The 17,116-nt window shown below is 67.6% G+C and carries 15 protein-coding genes; 9 read left to right on the forward strand and 6 right to left on the reverse strand.

All coding sequences use genetic code 11. The annotated features are described in order from the left end of the window. Window positions 1–19 precede the first annotated feature (19 nt). The 3 genes from sucD to BV210_RS15880 all read right to left on the reverse strand — a co-directional run bounded on the left by sucD (window position 20) and on the right by BV210_RS15880 (window position 2,996). Window positions 20–889, reverse strand: coding sequence for a succinate--CoA ligase subunit alpha (gene sucD, locus BV210_RS15870; protein ID WP_077207590.1), 870 nt, complete (start codon window positions 887–889; stop codon window positions 20–22). After that, window positions 886–2,031, reverse strand: coding sequence for an ADP-forming succinate--CoA ligase subunit beta (gene sucC, locus BV210_RS15875; RefSeq protein WP_077207591.1), 1,146 nt, complete (start codon window positions 2,029–2,031; stop codon window positions 886–888). Before sucC ends, sucD begins: the two co-directional genes overlap by 4 nt. Window positions 2,032–2,342: 311 nt before the next feature. Then, a complete protein-coding gene (locus BV210_RS15880) occupies window positions 2,343–2,996 on the reverse strand; it encodes a hypothetical protein (protein ID WP_077207592.1) in 654 nt (217 codons plus the stop codon). 179 nt (window positions 2,997–3,175) lie between these two features. On the opposite strand from BV210_RS15880, the gene BV210_RS15885 reads away from it, so the two are divergent. The 3 genes from BV210_RS15885 (at window position 3,176) to BV210_RS15895 (ending at window position 6,585) form a co-directional block, all read left to right on the forward strand. Beyond that, entirely contained in the window at window positions 3,176–4,144 is a 969-nt protein-coding gene (locus BV210_RS15885; RefSeq protein WP_077207593.1) for a transcription initiation factor IIB family protein, read from the forward strand. A 153-nt stretch (window positions 4,145–4,297) separates the two neighbouring features. Continuing rightward, the gene (locus tag BV210_RS15890; protein ID WP_077207594.1) at window positions 4,298–5,833 is read left to right on the forward strand and encodes a protein kinase; all 1,536 of its coding nucleotides are present in this window, start codon (window positions 4,298–4,300) and stop codon (window positions 5,831–5,833) included. After that, on the forward strand, window positions 5,830–6,585 hold the full coding sequence (locus BV210_RS15895) for a hypothetical protein (RefSeq protein ID WP_077207595.1): 756 nt from the start codon (window positions 5,830–5,832) through the stop codon (window positions 6,583–6,585). Before BV210_RS15890 ends, BV210_RS15895 begins: the two co-directional genes overlap by 4 nt. Before the next feature lie 171 nt (window positions 6,586–6,756). Here BV210_RS15895 and BV210_RS15900 read toward each other — a convergent pair whose 3' ends face one another. Beyond that, complete coding sequence (locus BV210_RS15900) at window positions 6,757–7,419, reverse strand: glycerophosphodiester phosphodiesterase (protein ID WP_077207596.1); 663 nt, start codon at window positions 7,417–7,419, stop codon at window positions 6,757–6,759. A 127-nt stretch (window positions 7,420–7,546) separates the two neighbouring features. On the opposite strand from BV210_RS15900, the gene BV210_RS15905 reads away from it, so the two are divergent. Then, window positions 7,547–8,254: an SDR family oxidoreductase gene (locus BV210_RS15905; protein WP_077207597.1), complete on the forward strand. Its 708-nt coding sequence runs from the start codon at window positions 7,547–7,549 to the stop codon at window positions 8,252–8,254. A gap of 18 nt (window positions 8,255–8,272) precedes the next feature. Here the strand turns inward: BV210_RS15905 and BV210_RS15910 are convergent, their stop codons facing one another. Then, window positions 8,273–8,650 (reverse strand): helix-turn-helix domain-containing protein, encoded by a 378-nt coding sequence (locus BV210_RS15910; protein ID WP_077207598.1) that lies wholly within the window; start codon window positions 8,648–8,650, stop codon window positions 8,273–8,275. 124 nt (window positions 8,651–8,774) lie between these two features. Between BV210_RS15910 and BV210_RS15915 the strand changes: the two genes are divergently transcribed. From BV210_RS15915 to BV210_RS15925, 3 genes are all read left to right on the forward strand, one after another. Beyond that, window positions 8,775–9,473 carry a hypothetical protein gene (locus BV210_RS15915; RefSeq protein ID WP_077207599.1) on the forward strand — a complete coding sequence of 233 codons (699 nt, stop codon included), beginning with the start codon at window positions 8,775–8,777 and terminating at the stop codon, window positions 9,471–9,473. Between the two features lie 118 nt (window positions 9,474–9,591). Continuing rightward, window positions 9,592–10,932, forward strand: a complete 1,341-nt coding sequence (locus tag BV210_RS15920) for a sodium-dependent transporter (protein ID WP_077207600.1) — start codon at window positions 9,592–9,594, stop codon at window positions 10,930–10,932. Window positions 10,933–10,975: 43 nt separating this feature from the next. Continuing rightward, the gene (locus BV210_RS15925; RefSeq protein WP_077207601.1) at window positions 10,976–12,373 is read left to right on the forward strand and encodes a sodium-dependent transporter; all 1,398 of its coding nucleotides are present in this window, start codon (window positions 10,976–10,978) and stop codon (window positions 12,371–12,373) included. On the opposite strand, the gene BV210_RS15930 is transcribed toward BV210_RS15925, so the two are convergent. Next, complete coding sequence (locus tag BV210_RS15930; protein WP_077207602.1) at window positions 12,374–12,994, reverse strand: uracil-DNA glycosylase family protein; 621 nt, start codon at window positions 12,992–12,994, stop codon at window positions 12,374–12,376. A gap of 108 nt (window positions 12,995–13,102) precedes the next feature. Between BV210_RS15930 and acs the strand changes: the two genes are divergently transcribed. Further along, window positions 13,103–15,064 carry an acetate--CoA ligase gene (gene acs, locus BV210_RS15935; protein ID WP_077207603.1) on the forward strand — a complete coding sequence of 654 codons (1,962 nt, stop codon included), beginning with the start codon at window positions 13,103–13,105 and terminating at the stop codon, window positions 15,062–15,064. Window positions 15,065–15,188: 124 nt separating this feature from the next. After that, window positions 15,189–17,006: a bacterio-opsin activator domain-containing protein gene (locus BV210_RS15940; protein WP_077207604.1), complete on the forward strand. Its 1,818-nt coding sequence runs from the start codon at window positions 15,189–15,191 to the stop codon at window positions 17,004–17,006. Window positions 17,007–17,116: the final 110 nt, after the last annotated feature.

The following is a 17,116-nucleotide window of genomic DNA, read 5'->3' on the forward strand; positions in this document are numbered from 1 at the left end:
GTGTCGAATCGCGTCGGGTTTACAGGATATCTTCGACGTGGTCGGCGACCTCCTCGGGGGTGTCGCCGACGGGCGTGCCCGCGTCTTCGAGCGCGTCGATCTTCGACTGGGCGGTACCGGTCCCGCTGCCGGAGACGATGGCGCCGGCGTGGCCCATCCGCTTGCCCGGCGGGGCCGTCCGGCCGGCGATGAAGCCGACGACGGGCGTGTCCATGTTGCCGGCGATGTACTGGGCGGCCTCTTCCTCGTCCTCGCCGCCGATTTCGCCACACATGACGACGGCGTGGGTGTCCGGATCCTGCTCGAACAGTTCCAGCGCGTCGATGAAGTCCGTCCCGATGATCGGGTCGCCGCCGATACCGATGGCGGTGGTCTGGCCGATTCCGCGCTCGGTCAGGCTGTCGACGACCTGGTAGGTGAGCGTCCCCGAGCGGGAGACGAAGCCGACGTTCCCCTCACTGAAGATGTTGCCCGGCAGGATGCCGAGTTTGGCGACGCCGGGGGTGATGACGCCGGGGCAGTTCGGACCGACGAGGTGGGTGTCGGTCTCCTGCAGTTTGCGGTAGACCTTGCTCATGTCCTGGGTCGGGATGCCCTCGGTGATGGCGACGACGAGGTCGACCGGGGCGTCCAGCGCCTCGAAACAGGCGTCGCCGGCGAACGCTGGCGGGACGAACACGACGGCCGCGTTGGCGTCCTCCTCGCGAGCGGCTTTGTCGACGGTGTCGTAGACGGGCACGCCGGCGACCTCCTGGCCGCCCTTGCCCGGCACCGCACCGGCGACGACGTTCGTCCCGTAGTCGAGCATCTGTTCGGTGTGGAACTTCCCTTCCCCGCCCGTGATGCCCTGCACCACGACGCGGGTGTTTTCGTCGACGAGTACACTCATGCTGAATCCTCCTCCGCGTATTCGACCGCACGCTGGACGGCGTCCTCCAGCGTCTTCTCGACGGTCACGAGGTCCGTGTTCAGAATCTCCATGCCCTCCTCGGCGTTGGTACCGGCGAGTCGGACGACGACGCGCTTGGGAATCTCGTCGAAGGCCTCCAGCGCCTCGTTGATCCCCTGGGCGACCTCGTCACCGCGGGTGATGCCGCCGAAGATGTTGAACACGACGGCGTCGACGTTCTCGTCGGAGAAGACCATGTCCAGCGCGTTCGTGACGCGTTCGGCCTTCGCGCCGCCACCGATGTCGAGGAAGTTCGCGGGCTGGCCGCCGTAGTGGTCGACCAGGTCGAGCGTCGTCATCACGAGGCCCGCGCCGTTGCCGATGATGCCGACGTTGCCGTCCAGTCGAACGTAGTCGAAGCCGTAGTCGTTGGCCTTGGCTTCGAGGTCGTCCTCGGCGGCGTCCTCCTGCATCTCGGCCAGCTCGGGCTGGCGGAACAGGGCGTCGCCGTCGATGTTCATGACCGCGTCGGCGGCGATGACCTCGTCGTCCGCCGTGACCATCAGGGGGTTGATCTCGGCGTCGGAGCCGTCCCTGGCCTCCCAGAGGTCGTACAGCGTCGAGAGGACGCCGGCCACGTCGTTGGCGACTTCGCGGTCGACGCCGGCGTCGTAGACGGCCTTGCGGGCCTGATAGGGGTGCATGCCGAAGGCGGGGTCGATGTGTTCGCGCGCGATGGCGTCGGGGTCCTCGGCCGCGACCTCCTCGATGTTGACGCCGCCGCGTGTCGAGACCATGGCGACGGGTTTGCCCTCGCCGCGGTCCATCGTCACACCGACGTACAGTTCGTTCGTGAAGTCGACGGCTTCCTCGACCAGCACGCGGTCGACGTGGTAGCCCTTGAGGTCCATCCCGAGGATCTCGTCGGCGGCCTCGCGGGCCTCCGCTTTGTCGTCGACGAGTTTGATTCCGCCGGCTTTGCCGCGCCCGCCGACCTGTACCTGTGCCTTGATCGCGACCGGGTAGCCGATGGCCTCGGCCGCGTCGACCGCCGCGTCGACGGTCTCGGCGAGTTTCGCGTCGGGGGTGGGGATGCCCGCCTCCGCGAAGACCCGTTTTGCCTGGTACTCGTGGAGCTTCATTACCACCGTCAACAGCGCCCGCGACCCGCTTAAATCCACCCGGTCTCTGCCCGGAGTTTCCACGAGCCGACATGTATCGCTTGTCGATCCGTCAATCGGTCGTAGTATTATCTGTCGTTATGTCCAGATTCAAACCTGATAATTTGAACCCAAAATTAAATACGAATAAACTCGTCGATTCTCGTGTTGGCACGTAACAGTGCCACACCCCGACTTTCCCACCCCCGTTTCCCACACCCATCGCCCGTTCGGTCGCCTCTCCTCGACCGAGCGGCTTTTCGATAATTCGGTAGCGACGGGGCTGGTCGGTGTCAGAGTTCGCCGGCCAGTCGCCGTTCGCGCATCGTCCGGTAGAAGAGATAGCCGAGGCTGACGATGGCGGCCAGCAGGACGAGGAGGATGACGATCCAGCCGCCGAGGAAGCTCAACCCACCGAGCAGTTCGGTGTACCGGTAATCGAGGTTGAAGACGAGCAACAGTGCACCCGCGCCCGCCATGCCACCGCCGATGTCGAGGGGCTGCGATCGTCGGACGTAGAGCGCGCCCATGACCGCGAGCACGACTCCGAGTCCGAACAGTCCCTGCGACCGGTTGGATTCTGTGCCCAGGCCCGGACGGCCGAGCGTCCAGACGTAGAACTGCTCGTCGCCGCGTTCGATCCGGTAGACCTCGCCTTCGACCCGTACCGGCCGATCGGACTGGACGAACGTGAACTCCGACGGCCGGTTCTCGTTCCCGCGGAAGGTGATCCGACCCGACTCGGCGGCCCGGGCCCGATCGACGAGGTCTTGGGCACCGTCCGACAGGTTCCCGTAGGTGTAGTTCGCCGCCGGCGTCCCGTCGTAGGAGTCCATCACCCGCACCTCGTTGACCTCGTCCGGGTTCGGGTAGATGTACAGCGGGTTCGCCAGCAACAGGACGGCGATCACCAGCAATCCCACCCCCAGTACCCGATGGTCCTCCATTCTCGTCCGGATACATTTCTGTCCCCGAAGGTAAGCTTTTCGTCAAGTAAATCACCGTCTTCGTGGCTTTGACAGCGATTTCGTCCCCGTCGTGACTCACGACTCACACCGGGCCAGCTCCCCGGCGGCTGGCGTACCGAAGGGCTTAAATATACTCCTGCTTGTTCTATATAAGAACGATGGTTCGTCCGAGTCGCCAGCGGGAGCGCGAGCAGGACCGAGAGACCGAGAAAGAGACCGGGGACGACGAGGAGATGCAGAGTTGCCCCGAATGCGAGTCAGCAAACCTGGTATCGAGCGCTGACGGGGGTGAAATCGTCTGTGAAGACTGCGGGCTGGTGATCGAAGAGGAGAACATCGACCGGGGCCCCGAGTGGCGTGCGTTCAACCACAGCGAGCGCCAGAGCAAGTCCCGCGTGGGCGCGCCGACGACACAGACGATGCACGACAAGGGGCTGACCACACAGATCGACTGGAAGGACAAAGACGCCTACGGTCAGTCCCTGTCCTCGGAGAAGCGCAGTCAGATGCACCGCCTCCGGAAGTGGCAGGAGCGCATCCGGACGAAAGACGCCGGCGAGCGCAACCTCCAGTTCGCGCTCTCTGAGATCGACCGCATGGCCTCCGCGCTCGGGGTGCCCCGCTCTGTGCGGGAGGTCGCCTCGGTCATCTATCGCCGGGCGCTCAACGAGGACCTCATCCGTGGCCGCTCCATCGAGGGCGTCGCCACGTCCTGCCTGTACGCCGCCTGCCGTCAGGAGGGCATCCCGCGCTCCCTCGAAGAAGTCTCGGACGTGTCCCGGGTCGACCAGAAGGAGATCGGACGGACCTACCGCTACGTCGCCCAGGAACTCAGCCTGAAGATGGAGCCGGTCGACCCCAAACAGTACGTCCCGCGTTTCGCCTCCGACCTCAATCTCTCGGAAGAGGTCCAGTCCAAGGCCAACGAAATCATCGACGAGACCGCCGAGAAGGGCCTGCTCTCGGGCAAGTCCCCGACCGGCTACGCCGCCGCCGCCATCTACGCCGCCTCCCTGCTCTGTAACGAGAAGAAGACCCAGCGCGAGGTCGCAGACGTCGCCCAGGTCACCGAGGTCACCATCCGAAACCGCTATCAGGAACAGATCGAAGCCATCGGCGTCCGCTGACGCCACCTCTTTCTCGGTCTCCCGTCGACGGTGCCACAGCCTCGGGCTCGTCATCCCTACGGATTCGACATCTGACTCGATCCGACCCTCGTAGCCGGAAATCGGCACAACAGTCATATCGGTGCCAGAGAAACGACAGGTCTAGACGAGCCAATGGCAGAGCCACGGGACGACGCGTCGGCGGAGATCGCGGCCGCCGTGCACGCAGTGCTCGACGATCCGGCCGCGGGGCGGACGCGACTCCCGACGCTGCTCGCCGCGCTCGAACGGGCGGATCGGCACGATCGGCTCTCGGCGGCCTGGGCACTGACGCTCGTGGCGACGGCCGACGCGGACATGGTCCAGCCGATCGCCAGACGGCTCGCCGACCGACTGGCGGCCGACGCCGAGCAACCCGAGACCCGGCACGCACTCGGCTATCTCCACGGGCGCTACCCCGAACGCGTCGACGCCGTCCTCGAAGAACTGGCCGAGGAGGCCGAGGAACGAGAGCGCCGTCGACGCTACCGGGAACTCTCACGGGGGTTCGCCCGGAGCGACTACGTGGGACAGGGCGAGACGAACCGCGACGTGGGCCGGACCAAGATGCCCGGGGAAGCCACCGCGTCTGGCCCCCGACGCGTCTACCACGAGGAGGGCGAGGCCATCGGCGGCCCGCCCGACGACACCCGCGACGACCCCCGGGACCGCCTCGACGACGAATCTGACGACGAGGATCCCGGGAGCGAAGCGGCCGGTAACGAAGACGGGGGTGGTGGGAACGGAGCCGATGCCGAGGGCGACGACGCAGACGACACTCGGTCGTCGGCCGCCCGGCGACGCGAACGGGAAGCCGAACTCGAGGCGGTGGCCGATGCCGTCGACATCGAGGATATCGCCGCGGCCAGTCGGTTCGACGAGCTACAGATCGTCTCACGCGGGATCGAGGGCCGGTTCGCGACCGTCTATCGGACACGGGCGGTCCTCGACGACGCCGAGGACGGCGTGGCGCTTTCGGTGTTCGATCCCCCCGAGGACGAGGACGGATTCGCGGCCGACGTGACCGCACAGCTCCGCAACTGGGGGGTGGTGTCCGACCACGACGGCGTGGTCACGCTCTACGACTGGGGGACCGAGCCCTCGCTGTGGATGGCAACGGGGTTCACCGCCGAGCCGCTGTACGACCGGCTCGATCTCTCCATCGACGAGGCGGTCTGGAACGGCCGTCAGGTCGCCGAGGCGGTCGCTGCGATCCACCACCGCGGGGTCGTCCACGCCGGTCTCGATCCGTACAGCGTCGTCTACAGCGGGACGACCATCGCCGACCGGCAGCGCCCGCTGGTGTCGAACGTCGGGCTGTTGTCCGCGATGCGGAGCTACGTCGACCCGTCGTCGCTGCTCGACCCGCGCTTCGCAGCGCCCGAGTACTTCGACCGCGGCTACGGCGACGTGGATCACGCCACGGACATCTACCAGCTGGGGGCCGTCGTCTACTACCTCGTCACCGGTCGACCGCCGTTCCAGGGTACCTACGACGAGGTCCGGACGGGGGTCCTCGAATCGACGCCGCCGCGCCCGTCGGCGATCAACCCCGAGATTCCGGCGTGGGTCGACGAGGTGCTCCGGACCGCGATGGCCAAACAGAAGCTCACCCGGTACGAGACGGCGACGCAGGTCGCGCGGGAACTAAAGCGGGGGGTCGACGGGTGACGCCCCCGCTCCAGACATCGGTGTTCGCCCGCGACGCCGGGCTGGCGTTCGTCTTCTTCGTCGCCTTCTCCCTGATGGCCGTCCTCGGGATCAGATTCGCCCTCTACGCCTATCTCAACCGCAGTCGGACCGGGATCGAGGCCCAGGGAGCCCTCTGGACCTACCTGCTCGCGGTCGGCCTGACTGCCGCACTCTACGGCGTACTCGGCGTGGTCGAGGCCGCGACGGCGGTCACCAGCCCGGCCGCGGCCGTGACCACGCCCTATCGCGACGGCGTCCTGCTGGCCTTCCTCCTGACGCTCGCGCTGACGATGCGCGAGATCGGCACCAACGAGGCCCTCGTGAACGCCGGCCGGACGGCCGAGGAACCACCCGCGGCACGTCGGTCGGTCGAGGTCGGTTTCGGCCTGCTGGTCGGGGCGAGCCTGTTCGGGTCCGGCCTGCTCGGGCCGGTCGACGCGCTGACCGCCGTCGAGGGGGTCGCCGCGGTGGCCGTCGCCGGCTACGGGTTGATCCACGGCCGTCGTCACCTCGCCCGGTCCGCGGTCCGCGGGACGCTGCTGGACTCGCTGTTGCGTCACCTCCTCCCCGTCGTCGCGTTCGGCCTGCTCGTGCTCGTCGTCGACCTCGCACTGCTGGTCGGACTCACCGTCGGCGTCGTCCGGCACATTCAGGTCGTGTTCGTCATCATGACCGCGACGACGCTGATGACCGCCACGATCAAACTCCGCCAGAACGTGGCGGGCCTCTGAACGGTTTGTTCGGCCGTTGTGGCCAATAGATTTATTCCCGTCGCGGTCCGTATCGGAACCACTGGCACAGGTTTCTGTGCCACCCCCACCATCCCCCACCCCTTCCTTCCTTTCCACACTTCGAGCGTCGGCTATCAGATTTGCGTCCAGTTCGTCCGGAGCGAGAAGGCGTCACTCCTCACAGACAGCGGGCCGATCCACGATGACGCCGTCGACGCCGACGTTGGAGAGCGCCTCGGCGTCGTGTCTGGAGGGAACTGTCCAGGCGTGGACGTCGAGGCCCGCGTCGTGGGCGCGGTCGACGAACTCGTCGACACAGAGTTGCCAGTGGGGATGGATCGCCGTACAGCCGAGATCACGGGCCACGTTGAGCATCCCCTGTTCGTCGCCCTCCGCGGCGAGGTAGGCGAGTCGGTCCGCGCCGGCGTCGCTGGCCTCGTCGAGTATATCGACCGAGAACGAGGAGACGAGGATCTCGACACCGGCGTCACGGGCCTGTGCGAGCGCGTCGGCCGCGAGGCCGCCCTCCTTGAGGTCCAGAACGAGTTCCACGCCGTCGGGGGTGGCGTCGAGCACCGACGCGAACGTCGGGACGCCCTCGCCGGCGTCGAGTACGTCCAGCGCGGCCAGTTCGTCGGTCGACAGGTCGCCGACGCGGCCGCTATAGCCGGTGACCCGGTCGACGGTCTCGTCGTGGATCACCACCAGATCGTCCGAACCCGACCGGCGCACGTCGATCTCGATCACGTCGGTGTGGTCGGCCGCCGATCGGATCGCCTCGACCGTGTTCTCCGGGTAGGTCTCGGCGAACCCCCTGTGGGCAATGCAGCGCACGCCCCCCGATGGGAACGGGATGGAGAAAGGGTTTTCCTTCGTTCAGAAACTCCGTCCCGGACGCCCCGTACCGGCAGACCCATCGCCCACTCGTGGTTTTTTGCCCCTCGGGACGGTACGGCGTAGCATGACAGTCGAGTTCGACTTCGACGGGGCGACCGTACTGGTGACGGGCGCGGGGGGTACGCTCGGCAGTGCGGTGATCGAGGCCTTCCACGAGGCCGGCGCGGACGTCTGCGGGGCCGACATCGTCGGCCCGGACAGCGAGGACTTCCACGCCGACCCCGATCCGGTCTGTCACCACCAGGCCGACTTCAGCGCCGAGGAGGAGGTCGCCGAGACGATCGAGGCCGTCGTCGACGAGAACGGTGGGCTGGACTACCTCTGTAACGTCGCGGGCACCTGGCGCGGCGGCGACCCCATCGAGGAGACCGACGCCGAGGACTTCGACTTCCTGTTCGACGTGAATCTCAAGACGATGTTCCTCGCGTCGAAACACGCCCTGCCCCACCTCCAGGACAGCGAGGGGGCCATCGTCTCGGTCTCCGCGCGGTCCTCACTGGAGGGTGGCGAGGGCGACGGCGTCTACCGCGCCAGCAAGGCCGGAGTCCGCCTGTTGACAGAGACAATCGCCGAGGAGAACCGCGGCACCGTCCGAGCGAACGCCGTCATGCCCAGCGTCATCGACACACCGATGAACCGGGAGATGATGCCCGACGCCGATCACGACGAGTGGGTCGACCCCGCCGACATCGCCCAGACCGTCCTGGCACTGTGTTCGGAGGCCACGAGCGTCACCAGCGGCGCGGCGGTGCCGGTGTACGGCGAGGCCTGAGAGCGAGCGCCAGCAGGTTCACTGTCGTTCGTCCGCACGCGCTCGGAGTGTCTCGAACAGCGGTTCGACCAGCCGGTCGCCCAGCGCCGAGAGCTCGTAGAACCGCGACCCGTCCCGGGTCCGCTTGCGGACCAGCGCCGTCTCTTCGAGCGTGTCGAGGTGGTGGTAGAGGTCCCGCTGTTTCCGACCCGTCAGGTCGGCCAGTTCCCCGGAACTGAGTCCGTCCTCCGCGGCCAGCAGGTAGAGGATGGGGAACCGGACCTCGCTGGCGATCGCCTCCAGCCGACCGAGTTCGCGGTCGAAATCCAGCACGTCCCCCAGTAGCTCCGACTCGACGCGCTCGCGGGCCGGCGACCGCTCCTCGCCCGTCTGTGTTTCTTTCGTCCGTTCGCTCATATCCGCCACTTGCCGCCCGGCCACCTTAAGTCTTAATTCGAGTTAAGACAAGTTTTCTACACGATGGCGGCACCGTCGGTTCGAACCGTCGGGGTTCATGTCGGTGCCGGTCCCGGGGAGCGATGTGAGCGGACTCACCGAACACGACGGCCGGTCGGTGGAGGCGATCATCCGTGAGTCCGTCCCCGGGGACGCAGACGGGACGAAACTCCTGTTCGTGATGGGGCCGTACCGACTGCTCGATCCCGGCTACCTCTACGAGGACCGGACGTTTGCCGATCTGCCGCCGGATCCGCTCGCGCCCCACGACCACGGGCACGTCGACGTGGACCCCGACGACATCGAGACCACGCTCCGGAAACTCTGTGCGGAACTCTCCGCGGAACCGGGCGTGACGGCGTTCATCGCTTCGGACGTGGCGATTCCCACCGTTAGAGAGGTTCAGGAAGAAGGCGCTGCGGGACCGGCGCTGCCGGTGATCGACCAGTCGGTCGCGTTCGCCGCCGCCAGCGACGCCTGTGCGTTCGTGTTCACGAAGGCGGCGCTGACGACCGGCGTCGGGGCCGAAGCCGGCGCGATTCCGGAGTACTTCGGTCTCCGACGCGACGATCCGGCGCGCCCGCCGTCGCTGTGCCGGATCTTCGCCGAGGCCGAACGGGTCGAGAGCGGCGGGCGGACGTATCTGGAACCCCGGTTCTCCTCTGCGTCCATCGACGAGATGGACGAGGCCTACGACGTGCCGATCTCACACTTCGCCGACCGCCGGGAGCTGCTGACGAAACTGATCGGGTTCGTCGAGGGCGACGTGTTCGAACTGGCGTAAATGACGAGCAGGAGACATACACAGACCACGTCGTGTCCGGGTTCTACACCGATCACCTACCACATTCGTCAACAGACATTTCATCCATGAGCGAATAGCACCCGGCGGAGTAAAACCAATGTCGAAACGAGAAACCTGGGCGACACGAGTCGGCTTTCTGGTAGCGGCGATCGGAAGCGCGGTCGGGCTGGGCAACCTCTGGCAGTTCCCGTTCAAGACGGCGGGTAACGGGGGCGCGGCGTTCGTCGCGTTCTACCTGATCGCCGTCCTGCTGATCGGGTTCCCGGCGATGCTGGCGGAGTTCGTGATGGGGCGGCGGACGAACCGCAACGCCGTCGACGCGTTCACCGAACTCGGCCACCGCCAGTGGCGGATTCTCGGCGCGTTCGCGGTCGTGACCGGGTTCTGGATCCTCTCGTACTACAACGTCGTCGGCGGCTGGGTGCTGCGATACATCGTCGGCAGCGCCCAGGGGGCGTACTTCAGTGCGCCGGCGGAGTACTTCGGCGCGGTCTCGGCCGGGCCGGAAGCCATCGCGGCACAACTGGTCTTCCTCGGCATCGTCGTCGGTATCGTCGCGCTCGGTATCGAGGACGGCATCGAGAAGGCGACGAAGGTGATGGTCCCGAGCATCGTCGTCCTGCTCGTGATGCTGGCGCTGTGGGCAGTGACTATCGACGGCGCGGGCGCTGGCTACGCGTATTTCCTGACCCCGAGTCTCGACGCGATGGTCGAGAACGCGAGCACGGCCATCCCCTTCGCGGTCGGACAGGCCTTCTTCACCCTCTCGCTGGGGATGGCGATCATGATCACCTACTCCTCCTATATCGGTGCCGACGACAACCTGCTGTTCGACGGCGGCACCATCGTGATCGTCAACACGCTCATCGGCATCCTCGCAGGGCTCGTCGTCTTCCCGATCCTGTTCGCCAACAACATCGATCCCGCCCTCGAGGGCGGTGCGGGCGCGCTGTTCGTCGCCGTCGCGTCCGGGTTCGGCGGACTGCCGTTCGGTGAACTGATCGGGGTCGTCTTCTTCGCCGTCGTGGCGCTCGCGGCGCTGTCCTCCGCGATCAGCCTGATGGAGGTCACGGTCGCCTGGGCCAACGACAACTTCGATATCTCGCGTCCGGTACTGGCCGTCGGGATCGGGCTCGCGCTGTTCGTCCTGGGGCTCCCCTCGGCCTGGGACACCGCCTACCTGACGTGGTTCGACAACATGGCCTACCAGCTGCTCCTGCCGCTGTCGGTGTTGCTGCTCGTGCTGTTCGTCGGCTGGGTGCTGGCCGGCGACGCCGTCTCGGAACTCCGGCAGGGTGCAGGCTCGCTCGGATCGTTCGGTCCGATCTGGATGTGGGGCCTCCGCATCGTCGTCCCGCTGTTCGTCGCGGCGACGCTCGTCCTCGGGTTCCAGACGATGTTCCTCGGCGAGGACCCCGCGTTCTTCGCACCGTTCTGATCGTCTCGACACGTTTTTCGCTGTCCGGTCACAGGCGCGAGTGATGACGAGAGAATCGTGGCGGACACGTATCGGCTTCATCCTGGCCGCCGTCGGCAGTGCCGTCGGTATCGGGAACGTCTGGCGATTCCCGTGGTTCACCGCCGAGAACGGCGGCGCGGCCTTCCTCTTACTCTACCTCCTGTTCGTCCTGCTGGTCGGCGTCCCCGGCCTGCTCGGCGAGTTCGTGATCGGCCGTCGCGGACGGAGCGACCCCATCGGAGCGTTCTCGAAACTCGGTGGGGACAACTGGCGAGCGATGGGCAGCGTCGCCCTGCTCGCCTCGGTCGTCATCCTCTCCTTTTACTCCGTCGTGGGCGGCTGGATCCTGCAGTACCTGTTCGGTAGTGTCACGGGCGCGTACTTCGGGGCGCCACAGCAGTTCTTCGCGTCCATCGACTACGGCCTCGGCGCGGTCGCGGCCCACGCCGTCTTCCTGCTCGTGACGGCGGGCGTCGTCTACGCCGGCGTCGACCGCGGGATCGAGGTGGCGACGAAGATCATGGTCCCCGGCATCGTCGTCCTGCTCGCCGGACTGGCCGTCTGGGCGAGTACGCTCCCGGACGTGGCCGGCGGCTACGAGTTCTACCTCTCGCTAGACTGGGGCTACCTGCAGGCGAACTTCGTCGACGTGGCCGGGGCCGCCGCCGGGCAGGCCCTGTTCACCCTCTCGGTCGGCGCGGGCGTCATGTTGACGTACGCCTCCTACCTCGACGAGGACCGTTCGCTGGCGGCCGACGGGACGATCATCTCCGTCCTCAACACGATCGTGGGGCTGCTCGCTGGACTGGTCATCTTCCCCGTCCTCTTCTCGCTGGGCGTCCCGCCCGGCGAGGGCGGCCCCGGCGCGCTGTTCATTAGCCTCGCCGGCGCGTTCGCGTCCCTGCCCTACAGCCGGCTGATCGGACTCGCCTTCTTCGGCGTGGTCGCGCTCGCGGCGCTGTCCTCGGCCATCTCGCTGTTCGAGGTGCCCGTCGCCTACCTCGTCGACGAACACGAGGTCTCCCGTCCGCAGGCGACCGCGGGCGTCGGCGGGGTCTTCCTCGTCACCGGGAGTGCCGCCGCCCTGTCGCCGGCCCTGTTCACCCTGCTGGCCGACAACGTGGCGAATCTGGCGCTCACGGTCGGCCTGCTCGGCTTCCTCCTGTTCGACGGCTGGGTGCTCGGGAAGGCAGCACTCGAAGAGTACGAGTCCGGGGCCGGGCCGCTGGCGCGGGCGCTCGGTCGGCCGTGGCTGGTCGCCATCGCCGTCGTGCTCCCGGTCTTCCTCGCGTTCACGCTGCTGTCGAGTCTGACCGGACTCGCCGGCATCTCGGTCCCCGCAACGTGGCTGCTCGCGGGAGCCGCCCTCGGCGTCGCCGGGGCCATCGCCGTCCTCCGGCGGCCCGAATCGGCGTTCTGATCAGCGCACGAAGTACGGCGACTCGCCCGCGCTGAACCGCCCGAGGTCGGCCTCTCGCCGGTAATCCGTCCGCTGGAGTTCCCGCAGTGACTCCACCAGTCGCCGCTCCGCCCCGTCGGCCCACTCCGCCGGATCGGCGACGGGAACGACCAGAAAGCCGCCGCTGCGCAGTTCCGTTGCGTGGAGCGAACCGAGGTCGTCGGGCACCCTGTGTGCGGTGTACGTTTCGAGGACGTACCGGGACGCCCGCGCGCCGACGGGCAGGAGGACGTGGGCGGTGATCGCCCGGAGTTCGGCGTCGAACTGGGGTTCCACGCGGGCGTAGTCGGCGTCGTCCGGGTCGCCGTCGGCACAGGGGTACAGATACGAGAGGAATGTACCCGCGACGTCTGGGGGTGTCCCCGTTGCCGCGAGCAGACCCCCCGCTGTGAGCGCGCGCTGGAGTCGCTCGCCCGTCGGGTGGTCGGTGAACGGGATGCCCGAGTCGGCCCCGCCGTGGACGCCGGGGTGGTCGCCGACGACGTGGAAGTGGGCGTTGGCGTCGCCGTAGCCGGGGACGGCCGGTTCGCAGGGGTAGGTCATGCCGAACGGGTTCGACGGGCGATTCGTGACGTTGTCCACATCCACTCTCAGGACGCCCGTCGACAAAACGCAACCGACGGGCGGCGGCTTACTGGCACGCCGGAGTGCCAACGTTTATTCGCGCCAGACCGTAGTTCCGACCGACAGATGCCCTCGGAGGATCCAGCGGAGCAGTCGACGCGAGCGTCAGTCGACGAGGCCGTCGACCCACCCCGGTCGTTCGTCGAACAGGCGAACGTCTCCGATCCGGGGATCTACGACGAGTTCGCGGACGAGTGGCCCGACTGCTGGGCGCGGGCCGCCGATCTGCTCTCCTGGTCCGAGCCCTACGACGAGGTGCTCGGCGGCGCGGGCCCGCCCTTCCGCTGGTTCGACGGCGGGGAACTCAACGCCTCCTACAACTGCCTCGACCGTCACGTCGAGAACGGCCGGAAGAATCAGGTCGCCCTGACGTGGGAGGGCCGACTCGGCGAGTCCCGCACCTACTCCTATCTGGAACTCTATCGCGAGGTCAACGAGTTCGCGGCCGCGCTACGGGAGCTGGGCGTCGAAGAGGACGACGTGGTCACCCTCTACCTGCCGATGATCCCCGAGCTTCCCGTCGCGATGTTGGCGTGTGCCCGTATCGGCGCGCCTCACTCGGTCGTGTTCGCGGGCTTTTCGGCGGACGCGCTGGCCGAACGGATGGACGACGCCGACTCGGAGTACCTGATCACCTGCGACGGCTACTACCGTCGGGGTGCGCCGGTCCACCAGAAGAGCAAGGCCGACAACGCCGCCATCGACCTCGAACGGGACGTGACGACGGTCGTCGTCGACCGCCTGGGCGACGGGACGCCGCTGACCGACGGGGAACGCGACTACGAGCAACTGATCGCCACGCACCGCGGCGAGACCGTCGAACCGGTGGCCCGCGACGCCACCGACCAGCTGTTCCTGATCTACACCTCCGGAACCACGGGCGAACCCACCGGCGTCCGCCACACCACCGGCGGCTACCTCTCCCACGTCGCCTGGACGAGTCGGGCAGTGTTAGACATCAAGCCCGAGGACACCTACTGGTGTTCGGCCGACATCGGCTGGATCACGGGCCACAGCTACACCGTCTACGGCCCGCTCGCGCTGGGGACGACGACGATGCTCTACGAGGGGACGCCCGACCACCCCGAGAAGGACCGCGTGTGGGAACTGATCGAGCGCAACGCGGTCGACGTGTTCTACACCGCGCCGACGGCCATCCGGGCGTTCATGAAGTGGGGCGAGAAACACCCGGAACGGCACGACCTCTCGAGCCTGCGCCTGCTCGGGACCGTCGGGGAACCCCTCAACTCTCGGGCCTGGAACTGGTATCGCGAACACATCGGTGCGGGCGAGTGCCCGGTGGTCGACACCTGGTGGCAGACCGAGACCGGCGGGGTGATGGTCTCCACACTTCCGGGTGTCGACCGGATGAAACCCGGTGCAGCGGGGCGACCGCTCCCCGGGATCGGTGCCGAGGTCGTCGACGGCGAGGGCGATCCGGTCGAGCCCGGCGAGTCGGGCTATCTGGTCGTCACTGACCCATGGCCGGGGATGCCGCTGTCGATGGTCGACGACGAGGACTGGTTCGCGGCCCGCAGACCGTCACGGCCGGTTCTGGACGACTACGACTGGGCCTACTTCACAGAGGACGGCGCGACCGTCGACGAGGACGGCTACGTGACCCTGCTCGGCCGGGTCGACGACGTGCTCAACGTCTCGGGGCATCGCTTCGGGACCATGGAGATCGAGAGCGCCGTCGCCGACGTGACCGGCGTCGCCGAGGCCGCCGTCGTCGCCGGCCCCCACGATCTGAAAGGCGAGGCGGTCTACGCCTACGTCAGCCCCGCGGAGGGCGAGGACGAATCGGAACTCCGCCAGCAGGTCCACGAGGCCGTGGAGGCAGCCATCAGCCCCATCGCCGTCCCCGACGTGGTCGTGTTCACGCCGGACCTCCCCAAGACCCGCTCGGGCAAGGTGATGCGCCGCCTGCTGGAGTCGGTCGCCCACGACGAGGACCTGGGGGACACCAGCGCGCTCCGTAACCCCGAGGTCGTCGGCGAACTCGAATCCGCCCTCGACGACGAGTGAGTTTCGCACTACTCCAAAATCGCGAAATACAAAGCGAGCGATACGGAGCTTTTCTGTCGACGAGGGATTACAGGCGACCACAGTCGCAAGGTTGAAGCTTCGCGTTTCCAAAGAGAAACGAAACATGTGTGCCGCGGAGTCCGGCGTCGAGTTCGAGTTGACGCCGTCGGCGTACCGTCGGCTCCGGCGGGCGACAGAGACCTTGCGGGCGGAGCTGGTAGTCAGACTGGCAGGTGAGGTCGGACTCCGACCCGCCGAGATCGCGCGCGTACGGCCCGGTGACGTGGGGATCTACGAACGGGACGGCACCGACCACTACTTTCTCGCGGTGCCCGACGAGGACGGCGGGACGGCCCGTCGGGCGTACCTGCCGCCGGACGTGGAACACGACCTCCGGCAGTACGCCCGCGCGAACGACCTGAACGACGAGGATCGACTGGTACCGGTGTCGCCCCGGCGGGTACAGATGCTCGTCGCCGAGGCGGGCGAGCGCGCGGCGGAGCGCACGGGCGATTCCCGGTTCCAGTCGGTCTCCTCGCGGACGCTACGGGAGTTTTTCGCCCGGCAACTGCTCGCGGAGGAGGGCGTCGATCCCCACGTGGTCGCGACGGTCGGTGGGTGGGGGAGTCTGGAAAGCGTCGAACGGTTCCTGCCCGAACTGGACAGGGCGGACGTGGCGGCGGCGTTCGAGCGGACCTCGCTCGTGGACGGTGTCGGCGGTGACTCCGCCCGCGAGACGGCCGTCGGGTCCCGATTCGACGCCGCCTTCGAGCGGATTCGAGCCGCCGCCGACGCGTTGTCGACGGCGTCGACGCGGGACGAGATCGAACGCCGGACCTGTGACCGCCTCGTCGACGGCGATCCGTACGCCGCGGCGTGGATCGGCCGCCGGCGCGGCGGGTCGATCGGTGTCGCGACACAGGCCGGAAGTGGGGTCGAACTCGACGGCCTGTCGTCCGAAGACGGCGCTGTCGGGGAAGTCCTGGCGACGGACGACGTTCGGACGACCGACGACGTGGGGTCGGACCCGGCCTTCGCTGCGTGGCGTGAGCACGCCGACTCGAACGGATATCGAGCGGCAGCGGTCGTCCCGGTCGGGAACGGCGAGACGGTCGATACCGTCCTCGGTGTCGGGACGACGGCGCCGGTGACCGACCGCGAACGAGCGTTGCTGTCGTATCTGGGTCGGCGACTCGGGCAGGCGATCACCGTCGTCGAACAGCGTCGACTCCTGCTCGCCGACACCGTCGTCGAACTCACCTTCGAGAGCGGCGACCCGAACTCGTTTTTCGCCCGCCTGTCGGCCGAACACGACTGCACCGTGACGCTGGACGGCGTCGTCCCGGGCGAAGAGGGGGCGCTGGTGTACTTCGTGACGCTCGCGGGGGCCGGGTCCGAGCGGGTGCTCTCGTGGGCGACCGACCGCGCCGCGATCGACGACGCGCGACTGGTGCGCGATTACGGCGACGAGGCGCTGCTGGAACTGGTCGTGTCCGGCCGGGACCTGGCGACGACGCTGGTGGACCACGGAGCGACCGTCGGGGAGATGGAGGCCACGAACGGGACCGAACGCGTCGTCGGCCAGGTGTCGGCCGAGACCGACGTGCGACGACTGGTCGCGGACGTGACCGACGCGTTCCCCGATACCGAACTGATAACCAAACGCGAGCGCGACCGACCGGCGGAGACGCCGACGGCCTTCCGCGCGTCACTGCGCGACTCGCTCACGGAGAAACAGTCGGCGGTCCTGCAGGCCGCCTACCACGCCGGCTACTTCGAGTGGCCACGGGGCAGTACCGCCGAAGAACTGGCAGACGCCATCGGGATCACCTCACCGACGCTCCACAACCACCTCCGGCGCGCCCAGCAGAAACTCCTGACCGCCTTCTTCACCGACGACCAGCGACCGGGCGACCCCGAGTCGCCGTGGGACGAGGACTGATCGCGGCCGGGTACTACCCCGTCGCTAACTGTTTAGTGATCCGTTCCAACGGGCGGAAACAGCCGAGAAACCGCCCGAGGGGTCCGAACACGAACGAACGGTGATAGTTC

Source organism: Halorientalis sp. IM1011 (assembly GCF_001989615.1).
Lineage (GTDB): Archaea > Halobacteriota > Halobacteria > Halobacteriales > Haloarculaceae > Halorientalis.